Source organism: Cognatundibacterium aquatile (assembly GCF_014699135.1).
Lineage (GTDB): Bacteria > Pseudomonadota > Gammaproteobacteria > Burkholderiales > Burkholderiaceae_D > Undibacterium > Undibacterium aquatile.
On the sequence record NZ_JACOFT010000005.1, the window covers coordinates 236,146 to 248,164 of the forward strand.

The window sequence follows — 12,019 nt, forward strand, 5'->3', positions numbered from 1 at the left end:
AGACTACTTCTTGCGTTTCTTTAAAAGAGGTAACAGGTATTTGCCGGTCACGCTGTCGGGATTGGCGGCAACTTGTTCCGGTGTTCCGGTGGCGATGATGCGGCCACCGCCAGCGCCGCCTTCGGGGCCCAGATCAATCAGCCAGTCAGCGGTTTTAATCACGTCCAGATTATGTTCGATGATGACCAGCGTATTGCCCTGATCGCGCAGTCTGTGTATCACTTTCAGCAACAGGGCGATATCGTGGAAATGCAGACCTGTCGTTGGTTCATCGAGAATATACAGCGTGCGGCCGGTATCACGTTTCGATAATTCCAGCGACAGTTTGACGCGTTGCGCTTCACCGCCGGACAAGGTGGTGGCGCTTTGTCCGAGGCGGACATAACCCAGTCCCACATCCAGCAAGGTCTGTAATTTACGCGCAATCACGGGAACAGGTTTGAAGAATTCATGCGCATCTTCGACGGTCATTTCCAGCACCTGATGGATGTTTTTTCCTTTGTACTGTACTTCCAGCGTTTCGCGGTTATAGCGCTTGCCGTGACAGACATCACATGGTACATACACATCCGGCAGGAAATGCATTTCGACTTTGATCACGCCGTCGCCCTGACAGGCTTCGCAGCGACCGCCTTTGACGTTGAATGAAAAACGGCCTGCGCTGTAACCGCGTTCTTTGGCGGTTGGCACGGTCGAAAACAAATCGCGTATCGGTGTGAACAAACCGGTGTAAGTCGCCGGATTAGAGCGAGGTGTGCGTCCGATCGGTGCTTGATCAACCGAGATCACTTTATCGAAATGCTCCAACCCGCTGACATGATCAAATGGTGCCGGTTCGGTTTGCGAGCCATACAGATGGCGCGCCGCGACGTGATACAGCGTGTCGTTCACCAGTGTGGATTTGCCTGAGCCAGAGACACCAGTGACGCAGGTCAGCAAACCAACCGGCAAATGCATGGTCTCATTTTTGAGATTATTGCCACGCGCACCGGCGATGACTAATTGCTTGTCCGGATGGCTTTCATGACGCTTGGCCGGTACTGAAATTTCCAGTTCGCCACTCAGGTATTTTGCGGTCAGTGAGCGTGTGTTTGTCATGATGTCATCCAGCGAACCCTGCGCGATCACTTCGCCACCATGCACGCCAGCACCGATACCCATATCGACCACAAAATCGGCGCAGCGTATTGCGTCTTCATCGTGTTCGACGACCAGCACGCTGTTACCAATGTCGCGCAGATGTTTGAGCGTGTCGATCAGTCTGTCGTTATCGCGCTGATGCAAGCCGATGGAAGGTTCATCCAGTACGTACATCACGCCAGTCAGCCCGGAGCCAATCTGCGATGCCAGACGGATGCGCTGGGCTTCACCGCCGGAGAGTGTATCGGCGCTGCGTTCGAGTGACAGATAATCGAGGCCGACGTTATTCAGGAAAGTCAGGCGTGCCGTGATTTCTTTGATGATACGGTCGGCAATATCGCGTTTCGCACCGTGTAAGGTCAGATGTTCAAAGAAATGCAAAGTCTCGCGCAAAGGCATGGCGCTGATATCGTAAATCGCTTTTTCCTGTTTGCCTGCGCCAACTTTGACATTGCGTGCCTCTACCCGCAGACGCGCACCGTCACACGATGGGCATTGTTTTTCATTGATGAATTTCGCCAACTCTTCTTTCACCGCCATCGAGTCGGTTTCACGATAGCGGCGTTGCAGGTTGGTCACCACACCTTCAAACGTGTGCTCTTTGATGACGGTACGGCCTTTTTCGTTGATGTAGGTAAACGGTATGGTTTGTTTGCCGGAGCCGTACAAAATGATTTGCTGCGCTGATTCCGGTAATTGCTCAAACGGCGTATCAATATCAAATTCATAGAATGCCGCCAGGTTCGACAGCATCTGGAAATAAAACTGATTACGGCGATCCCAACCTTTAACGGCGCCGCTCGCTAATGATAGATTCGGGAAAGCGACGATGCGTTTAGGATCGAAAAATTCGATATGACCCAGCCCATCACATTCCGGACAAGCGCCCATAGGATTGTTAAACGAAAATAGACGCGGTTCCAGCTCTTGCAAGGAATAGCCGCAGATAGGGCAGGCAAATTTATTCGAAAATAACTGTTCCTGCTGACTATCCATATCCACGATCAGTGCGCGGCCATTCGCAATCCGCAGGCAGGTTTCAAAAGACTCCGCCAGACGTTGCTTGATTTCTTCTTTGACTTTCACGCGATCAACGACAACATCGATCGTATGCTTTTCAGTTTTCTTCAGCTTAGGCAAATCATCGACTTCATAAATCTTCGCTTCATGCGTGCCGCTTTGCACACGGAAACGAACGAAACCTTGCGCCTGCATTTGCTCGAACAGATCGACATGCTCGCCCTTACGGTTGGATACCACAGGTGCCAATATCATCAGTTTGGTATCTTCCGGCATTGCCAGCACGGTATCGACCATTTGCGATACCGATTGCGCGGCCAGTGGATTTTCCGGATGATCCGGGCAATATGGCGTGCCGACGCGGGCGTACAACAGGCGCAGATAGTCGTGAATTTCGGTGACGGTACCGACGGTCGAGCGCGGATTATGCGAAGTCGCTTTCTGCTCAATAGAAATCGCAGGTGACAGGCCTTCGATCAGATCGACATCCGGTTTTTCCATCAGCTGCAAAAACTGCCGTGCGTAGGCCGACAGCGATTCCACATAACGACGCTGGCCTTCAGCGTACAACGTGTCAAACGCCAGCGACGATTTACCTGAACCCGATAAGCCAGTAATCACGACCAGCTTATTGCGCGGCAAATCGATGTTGATGTTTTTCAGGTTATGCGTACGCGCGCCGCGTACGCGGATCAGCTCGCGCTTCTGCATACGGGCAATATCGTCCGCATCGAACTCGATTTCGGCTGGTTTTGGTGCTTTAGCGGCTTTTGGTCGTGTCGTCATGATATTTGATCTGAATTTGGGCTGAGGCAAGCAACCTGCTACTATAACGGGTTTTTGAACATTACCGCAGGCTCGTCTTTGCTTTGCGCAAATTACCTCACGTGGGCGAGTTTTTAATATGACTATGGCAACAAAATCCGATAGCACTGGTGCAATACAAAGTGAATCATCCGGGATGAGCCGCGATGAAATCCGTTCCGCCACATCATTAGCGTCGATCTTTGCCTTGCGCATGCTCGGATTATTTTTGATTTTGCCAGTCTTTGCGATACACGCAAAAACGCTGCCGGACGGCGATAACGCCTTGCTGGTCGGGCTGGCGATGGGGATTTATGGTCTGAGCCAGGCATTTGGTCAGATTCCATTTGGCATTGCATCGGATAAATTTGGCCGCAAACGTATCATCGTCATCGGTCTGATTTTATTTGCCGTTGGTGCGTTTGTCGCTGCATCCGCCACCACCGTCATGGGCGTTCTGATCGGCCGGGCGATTCAAGGCGCAGGTGCAATTTCCGCCGCCATTACTGCCTTAATCGCTGACTCGACGCGCGACGAGCACAGAACCAAAGCGATGGCGATGGTAGGTGGCTCTATCGGTTTGACGTTTGCCTTGTCGCTGGTGATCTCCCCCTTGTTGTATCAGAGCATCGGTATGGGCGGCATTTTTGCGCTGACTGGGGTACTCTCGCTGATCGCGATAGTTGTCGTTTTATATGTCACACCGGATGCCCCTGCCTTGCAGCACGAGCCTGTGCCCTTATCCGTTGTCCTGAAAAACCGCGAACTGATGCGCTTAAATTATGGCGTGTTTGTACTGCATCTGTCACAGATGGCGATGTTTGTCGTCGTGCCTTCGGTGTTGGTTCAGTTTCTCGATTTGCCGGTTGCATCGCACTGGAAAATCTATTTACCGATTATGTTTGCGTCGTTTATTGCGATGCTGCCAGCGATTTTTATCGGTGAAAAATATGGCAAGATGAAACAGGTGTTTGTCGGTGCGATTGCCTTACTGTTGTTGGTGCAGCTGGGTTTCTGGCAGTTCCTGCAACAGCCTTTTGCTTTGGTCAGTTTATTGTTTGCCTTTTTTGTGGCTTTCAATATTTTAGAAGCGAGTCAGCCATCGTTAGTCTCGCGTATTGCGCCGCCTGCAGCGAAAGGTGCGGCACTGGGCGTGTATAACACCTTGCAAGCGATAGGCTTGTTTTGTGGCGGCGCTGTGGGTGGGTGGGTCAAACAAAATCTTAGCGGATCAAGCGTCTTTATTGTATGCGCAATAATGACGGTGCTGTGGCTTATAATCGCGATCAACATGCCCGACATTGCTAAACGCACGAAAGCAGCGCCCGCAGTGCAGGCTTAATTAATACACATTTGAATTACAGGAAAACAGGAGAATTACATGGCATCCGTGAATAAAGTCATCATCGTCGGCAATCTTGGCCGCGACCCTGAAACACGCTACATGCCAAGTGGTGACGCGATGACCAGCATTACCGTCGCGACAACCGATAGCTGGAAAGATAAAGCGACTGGCGAAAAGAAAGAGCAGACCGAATGGCATCGCATTACCTTCTTTGGCAAGCTCGCTGAAATCGCTGGCCAGTATCTGAAAAAAGGCTCACAAGTCTACGTCGAAGGCAGCTTACGCACTCGCAAATACACAGACAAAGACGGCGTCGAAAAATACGCAACCGACATCAAGGCGGACAGCATGCAGATGCTGGGCGGTCGTCAGGGCATGGGCGGCGGCGCAGCCATGGATGACAGCGGTTACGGCGGCGGAGCACCTGCTCCCGCTCCACGCCAGGCCGCAGCGCCTGCGCCACGTCAGGCCCCAGCTTCTCGCCCGGCACCGAACTTCTCAGATATGGATGACGATATTCCGTTTTGAGACCCAGTATTCTTTAGTTTGTAAACTAAACCCTACAAGTCTTTGATTTGTAGGGTTTTTTCTTGTTTGCAGAGAAAAATAAATACAAATTTTTTTTATAAGATGTTTGCGATTTGATTAGCAAAAAGAAATATGTTGAATAACGATAAGTCTTTGATATATATGGAATTGTTTTCCTCAGAAATAAAGAAAATTTATATCTTTAAAAGAAATGTAAATCAATGTAATTGTTAAAAAATAATTTCTTATATTGCACTATGATTTTCACGCATTAATCCGTCTCATTTTTTGGATAAATCGTCGGAGATTGATGACTGTATCCAAAAAATCATATCGGTCGCCGGCATCGTACTCAAGGGCAATGCCGCGTAAATTGATCGTAACAAAAACTTGATCTCTATTCCGGTGGTAGCGGCGTGTACGCAGTGGCGACACGCTTGCATGTCATTTGATCGCTCTTATCGATCTCTGCGACACGATGGAAAAGAAGAGTATCCGGGTTTATTTACTCCTCGCTGGCGAACATTGTTGTTGCCAGCAATAGGTTGATCTCAATTTCAAATTTATTAGGTGAGGATTCCATATGTGGTCAGGAAATAAAACGCCGTATCTCAAGCAAAGTATCGCTCTGACACTTTTGATATGCACTACTGCTTGTGGGAATAGTTCCAGCAGTTCAGCCAATCCAGATGGCAATAACAGTAGCTCAGCGGGATCGGGTTACGAGGTGGTAACGGTGACAAAACCTGAGAACCTTGCGCAGTATCGCGACTGGTATAAAAATGGTTATGACGCCTGCGTCGGTTTCGCGCAAATAAAAAATCTGCCAGTCAAGCCGTTTATTGATATTCCAGCTGATTTCATTATCGATAAAGATACATATGTCAGCGATGGAAAAAATTATTCGCATACAACGGTCAGTAACGTCATCAAGGTCGATATGACTCCGGAAAGCGGCTGTGCCTCGTCGATCGCAAAAACAGAAACATTACGTGTTGTGAACAATGGAAACAGCTATCACATTGATGTTCAGGAAAATGGCGAGCGTGTCTCGCAGCCTGTGCAAGCAGAAACTAAAGGTGGCGAGGAAAATAGCGCAATCTATACCGATGCCAAGGTGGTCAATGGCATCCAATTGAAATGCTTGCCAGAAAGTGCGACGACGCAAATTGCAGGTCAGGTTTGCATGATTGAAACCCAGGGTTCGACCAAATTTATCGGCTACGACGGTAAATACGTGGCAGGTTATGTCAGGGCATTGACTGCAAAAGATCAGTTCGGTGTCGTCATTACTGAACCGGTTTCGGTGAAAGTCAGCGCGTCCATAGATCCTAAGGTTTTCAATATCAAATAATGACACAGTTGGCGCACAGTCGATTTCAACAAGGGCAAGCCATGATGGAGTTTCTGGTATTTGCCGGCGTCGCAATCAGCCTTTTTTCAGGCATCTTATATCTTGGTAATTCCATGATATTCAAGCGCATATGATCCAGGCCGCTCGCTACGCGGCATGGGAAAGGACTGTGCACGATAACGCCAACTTATAGGATTCCTGATTCAACAGCGGCTTCTGACGTAAAGAAATTTCAGCAATGCGGACGCTAGAAAATCGGTGTGATCCGATAAAAATTTTGGCACAAATACATTGTAAAAATTTAACAAATATTTACTTAAGTTAAATCTTGTGTGCTGATGTTTTTTTATGAAAATATCAGGATATTATTCCGCCTGTTCTGGCATGAATAAATAAACATCCAGTGTTTCTTTGAATCAGGTTTCTTGGACAGAACATGCCTGCTGACAATGAACTCGTGTTCATTATTTTTTTATGTGGCAGGTTGCTCTCGGGGAAATAAATGGGGGCGTAGCGCCGGAGTTTGCGCTAATGCATAAAAAAATGAATCTGGAATATGGTACTGAAATGAAAGACATATCCAGCTTGCACAGATAGGCACAACTTGATATCGGTCAATATCGATCGCAGTGCGTCAGTCCTAGAATCGGATATGACATGCGCAAACAGTGTGTTTGTCTGACCGATCAAATTCAACAAGAAAAAGAGTCTACATTATGAAATGGTTTAACAACTTAAAAATTGCCTCCAAGTTATTGCTGTCATTTTCGATCGCAATCGTGCTGAGCATTTTTCTCGGTGTTTTTTCCATCGTCCAGTTAAGTAAGGTCAATGAAGCTGCAACTGCGGTTGCGACTAACTGGCTGCCAAGCATACAAGTCTTGGGGCGGGTAAAAATGGCGATGGCGCGCATCCGTAGTTTTGAACAACAGCATATTCTGGCAACGACGCCGGAAGATATGCAGACCGCAGAAAAAAATGCTGCAAAGCAGGTCGACGATTTGATCTCTTTACAAAAAAAATATGAGTCGCTGATCAGTGAAGAAGAAGAGAAAAAGATTTATCCGGAAGTAGCAAAAAGCATTACTGTATTTCTGGCGGAGCACACCAAGATCATTGAGTATTCTTCTAAGCGGACGAAAGAAGAAGCCATTACCCTAATGCGCGGTGAATCGACAAAGGTTTATCGTGCCATGCTGGCCGAGGTGGATAAGCTGGCAGATATCAATGATGCCGGCGCTGAGAAGTCGAGTGAATTTGCTGGAAAAACTTATAGCGATTCCAGAACCTGGATCGTCGTACTGATAGTCGTGATTGCGGTTCTGTCATTTACGTTCGCTTACTGGATTGCGCGCTTAATCTCAGTGAAGCTGAATGAGGCTGTGACGATTGCAAATACGATCGCAGGCGGCAATCTGAATCAGCAAATTCACGTTACTTCACAAGACGAAACAGGTCTCTTGCTGCAGGCATTAAAAGAAATGAACAGCAGTTTGCAGAATATTGTCGGCCAGGTGCGCGATGGAACAGACACGATTGCGACAGCGTCGGCGCAGATCGCCAGTGGCAATCTGGATTTGTCTTCGCGTACAGAACAACAGGCAAGCTCGCTTGAAGAAACCGCATCGTCCATGGAAGAACTGACCTCCACCGTAAAACAAAACGTGGATAATGCCCGTCAGGCCAATGTGCTTGCTGTGGCAGCTTCTGAAGTTGCGGTCAAAGGCGGTGCTGTTGTTTCGCAGGTGGTCGATACGATGGGGGCGATCGATACTTCGTCTAAGAAAATTGTCGATATCATCAGTGTGATTGATGGCATCGCTTTTCAGACAAATATTCTGGCACTGAATGCCGCGGTTGAGGCCGCGCGTGCAGGTGAGCAGGGGCGTGGTTTTGCCGTCGTTGCCAGTGAGGTGCGTAGTCTCGCGCATCGCTCCGCCAGTGCTGCGAAGGAAATCAAGCAGTTGATTGATGATTCCGTTAGTAAAGTTGATACCGGTAGCCGTCTGGTGGACCAGGCTGGTGTGATGATGGAAGAAATCGTTAACAGCGTGAAACGTGTCACTGACATCATGGGAGAAATTACCTCAGCCAGTATTGAACAGGAAGCCGGAATCGAACAAATTAATCAGGCGATTACGGAAATGGATACTGTTACCCAGCAGAATGCCGCACTGGTGGAAGAGGCCGCTGCTGCCGCTGCTTCTTTACAGGATCAGGCTGCAGATCTGGCGCAAGTGGTCAGCGTGTTTCAGTTGTCCGGTGGCAGTGCTATTAATCTGAAAAGCACAGTAAAAGAAGTGAGAGACACGAAGACCCAGAGCCGCATCAGCCAGGCAAAACACGAGCCTGTATTGAAAAAAAGTAAAAAGGCGACGCCACAACTGACCAGCGTAAGCGCAGCTAAACCTGCCAGAAATGATGAGTGGGAAGAGTTCTGAGTTTTGAGTTCAGAATAACGATATTAGGATAAAAAACGCACTCGATTTTTATGTCGAGTGCGTTTTTCATTTTGGCAGAGCTCTGAGAGAGCAGACCAGTCTGGCCATTTTTCCGGTACCGTCGGTGCTTATTTTTTGTCAGCTTTGGCAGTTTCTTTTTTTGCTGCGTTGGCTTTTGCTAATTCAGTTTTTTGCGCTTCGTACCAGATCATTCCTTCCATACCAACTTCTTCACCCTGAGCGCGCGCCTGCACCAGTTCAGCGACAACTTCGGCACGGGTTTTAGGAGCTGGTGTCGTTGTTTCTGCTGCAAAGACTGCACTTGTGCTGAGGCTGATCAGGCCAGCAATGAATAAATATGTTGTTTTCATTTAAGTTTCCAATTCAGTTATCAAGAGTCAAAATGCCCTATCCCTGATGCTTATGCTGCCGATAGCATTGCGGCCTACATACAACCCGGTAAAAGTGGTCTTTGAGTGTGCCGAACGACGATCTATAAGGTGGGGATCTGGCTTTGTTGAATAAGCGTATTGTGTCAAAGGCTTATTGACGGACGAAGTGTAGGCTTTTCTTTTTAATCAAAAAAGACGAGTATCGGGAATATACTATTGCTTATAGCGGAACAATAAGGGGCTTGAAAAATGGACAGGCTACAATCAATGCGCATATTTTCCAAGGTCGTTGAGTTGGGCGGATTTGCCAGAGCCGCAGCTGCTCTGGAGATGTCAAATGCCGTTGTGACCCGCTACGTCGCAGACCTTGAATCACATCTCGGTACGCGCTTATTAAACCGGACTACGCGCAAATTATCGCTGACTGAAACCGGGCATGTTTATCTCGAACGCGTCCGCCAGATTTTGGCTGATATCGAAGATGCTGATGCGATTGCTGCAACATCAGCAAAAAAGCCGAGTGGCACCTTGCGGATTTATTCGGTGCCGGGCTTTGGCGTGTCACAACTGGCCCCTTTGCTGCCACTTTTTGCAAAAAAATTCCCCGATATTATTCTGGACATCAAAATTTCTTCGCATTCTATCGATATGGTGGAAGAGGGGATTGATGTTGGTTTTTTTCTTGATTTACAAAAAATCGATAGCAGCATGATCGCCCGTCAACTGGCAGCACCGGAAGTCATGTTGTGCGCGACACCTGAATATCTGCGAGCCAACGGCACACCGCAAACTTTAGACGATATCTCTCAACATCGGTGTCTGAATTATGGCTTTGATTTTATGCGTCACAATTGGATGATTCACGAGCGGGATGCGGAAGAGTTCTCTTATCCCGGGAAATCAAAACAAGCGTTAAAGCAGATACCAGTCAATAGCCGGGTTGTTTCGAATAACACAGATATTCTCCGGGAATGTGCTCTTGCCGATATGGGCCTGGTCTTATTGCCATCCTATTCGTTGGAAAATGATATCCGCAGCGGTCGCCTGATCCGGCTGCTTCCTGATCACTTGTTTGGTAGTGTCACTATTTTCATGGCTTACCCCAGTCGCCGTTTGCTTTCTGCAAAAGTCCGAAGTTTTATTAATTTCATCGTTGAAAAATTTCCGCACGCTGGCATGACGCAGCAGACACTTTGATCTGCCATAAAAAAATTGCATGTACCCTGAGCTTGAACAGTCTGTGAAGTGATGATTTCACTTATTATTAGATTGGCATCCTGAAGGTAGGCGTTTTTAACATCGGTGTTGTATCACTTGGCTCACTTGTTCAGTCAGCGGTGGTGTTTTTAGTCGCCGTATGTTCAGGGTATCGCTGTCAGCGAAGTTGAACCGGTATTGATCTGAGAATCAACAGTGCGGCTGAGGAAATTTCCACTAGACGTCAGGAACAAAGGTGATGAAGTATGTTGCATGGATATCGGTATCAAAAATCCCGAAATGATCGCTCTGACGATGTATCTGCCGGACTTCCTGTGCAGCTGATATCAATGACGTCAACGACGCTGCTGCTTGCGTTGCTGGCAGGCTGTACGTTATCTGCACCGGCACATCAATCGTCTGCATCGCCTGTTGCTGAGGTTTATACCGAGGCACCGGCGCACGATGCAGGTATCCCTGCCACTCAGATCAGTTGGCAAACGTATTTTACTGACCCGGCTCTGCGTCATCTCATTGAGCTGGCCTTAGCCAATAATCGCGACGTGCGCGTTGCTGTGTTGCGTGTGCAGGAAATGCGCGCGGCTTACGGCATACAACGGGCAGATCGTTTGCCTACGATTGCTGGCAGTCTGGATGCGACGCGTACTGCTGTGCCCGGCGATCTGAATGTATCGGGTCGACCAGTTGTTGGTAACCAGTTTCAGCTTGGTGTTGGCTTCAGTAGCTGGGAGATTGATTTCTGGGGGCGTGTGAGTAGTTTGAATGCGGCTGCATTGGAAACGTATCTTGCCAGCGATGCGACCCGCCGCGCGACGGCGCTGAGTCTGATCACACAAATAGCGAACAATTATCTTGCTTTGCGCGAAACGGATGAGCGTCTGATGCTGGCACAACGCACTGTCGCGAGTCGCGCCGAATCCTTGCGTATATTTCGTCGTCGTGTCGATCTGGGGGCAACTTCCAGACTTGAACTGACGCAGGTCGAGTTGTTGTCGCAACAGGCAATGGCATTGCAGGCGCAACTCGAACATACACGTGCGACCCAGATCAATGCATTGACCTTGTTGGTGGGGCTACCACTGCAACTGCCGCCTGCGTCCGGGCAATTCAATGCTCTGCCTCCATTACCTGAATTGAAGGCTGGGTTGCCCTCAGATCTGCTATTGCAGCGACCGGACATACTCGCTACCGAGCATGCGCTGCGAGCAGCACAAGCGAATATGGCTGTCGCTCGGGCTGCTTTTTTTCCACGAATTGCCTTAACCGCGTTTGCTGGCACAGCAAGTGCTGAGTTAAACGGATTATTCAGCAGTGGCAGTCAGGCATGGACTTTTTCACCGAGCATTACCTTACCGATTTTTGACAGTGGCAGACGCGAGGCAGTTACTGAAGTCGCCCGGTTGCGGCGCGAGCAGGCTGTTGCCCGTTACGAGCAAACAGTGCAGGCTGCTTTCAGGGATGTTGCTGATGCTTTAGCTGCGCGCCACTGGTTGGCAGCACAGGAAGGAATTGCGCGCGAGACCCTGAAAGTACAGGCTGAGCGTGCACGGTTGGCGAAGCTACGCTATGACCATGGTTCGGCACGCTATCTGGAAGTGTTGGATGCAGAACGTGATTTGCTGTCGAGTGAGCAGCAACTGGTACAAATACATCGCGCCAGCCTGTCAGCACAGGTCGCACTTTTCGCGGCACTTGGCGGCGGCAGTCAGTTTGTTGATGAATTATCTGTGTCTACTGTCGATCCCGTATCGGTGCCCAAAAACAATCAGGAATAAAC

8 protein-coding genes are annotated in these 12,019 nt (G+C 48.8%); 6 read left to right on the plus strand and 2 right to left on the minus strand.

The features are described from left to right. Window positions 1–3 precede the first annotated feature (3 nt). The gene (gene uvrA, locus H8K26_RS14415) at window positions 4–2,871 is read right to left on the minus strand and encodes an excinuclease ABC subunit UvrA (RefSeq protein WP_186884608.1); all 2,868 of its coding nucleotides are present in this window, start codon (window positions 2,869–2,871) and stop codon (window positions 4–6) included. 250 nt (window positions 2,872–3,121) lie between these two features. Between uvrA and H8K26_RS14420 the strand changes: the two genes are divergently transcribed. The 4 genes from H8K26_RS14420 (at window position 3,122) to H8K26_RS14435 (ending at window position 8,632) form a co-directional block, all read left to right on the plus strand. Continuing rightward, on the plus strand, window positions 3,122–4,306 hold the full coding sequence (locus H8K26_RS14420) for an MFS transporter (protein WP_186884609.1): 1,185 nt from the start codon (window positions 3,122–3,124) through the stop codon (window positions 4,304–4,306). 39 nt (window positions 4,307–4,345) lie between these two features. Further along, window positions 4,346–4,837 carry a single-stranded DNA-binding protein gene (gene ssb / locus H8K26_RS14425; protein WP_186884484.1) on the plus strand — a complete coding sequence of 164 codons (492 nt, stop codon included), beginning with the start codon at window positions 4,346–4,348 and terminating at the stop codon, window positions 4,835–4,837. Between the two features lie 736 nt (window positions 4,838–5,573). After that, a complete protein-coding gene (locus tag H8K26_RS14430; RefSeq protein WP_190480490.1) occupies window positions 5,574–6,191 on the plus strand; it encodes a hypothetical protein in 618 nt (205 codons plus the stop codon). A 716-nt stretch (window positions 6,192–6,907) separates the two neighbouring features. Next, on the plus strand, window positions 6,908–8,632 hold the full coding sequence (locus tag H8K26_RS14435; protein ID WP_190480492.1) for a methyl-accepting chemotaxis protein: 1,725 nt from the start codon (window positions 6,908–6,910) through the stop codon (window positions 8,630–8,632). Between the two features lie 128 nt (window positions 8,633–8,760). Here the strand turns inward: H8K26_RS14435 and H8K26_RS14440 are convergent, their stop codons facing one another. Further along, window positions 8,761–9,003 carry a DUF4148 domain-containing protein gene (locus tag H8K26_RS14440; protein ID WP_186897742.1) on the minus strand — a complete coding sequence of 81 codons (243 nt, stop codon included), beginning with the start codon at window positions 9,001–9,003 and terminating at the stop codon, window positions 8,761–8,763. Window positions 9,004–9,291: 288 nt separating this feature from the next. Here H8K26_RS14440 and H8K26_RS14445 point away from each other — a divergent pair, with 288 nt between their 5' ends. Further along, window positions 9,292–10,221 carry a LysR family transcriptional regulator gene (locus H8K26_RS14445; protein ID WP_317889278.1) on the plus strand — a complete coding sequence of 310 codons (930 nt, stop codon included), beginning with the start codon at window positions 9,292–9,294 and terminating at the stop codon, window positions 10,219–10,221. 350 nt (window positions 10,222–10,571) lie between these two features. Beyond that, window positions 10,572–12,017 (plus strand): efflux transporter outer membrane subunit, encoded by a 1,446-nt coding sequence (locus H8K26_RS14450; RefSeq protein WP_190480496.1) that lies wholly within the window; start codon window positions 10,572–10,574, stop codon window positions 12,015–12,017. The last annotated feature ends 2 nt before the right edge of the window (window positions 12,018–12,019 follow it).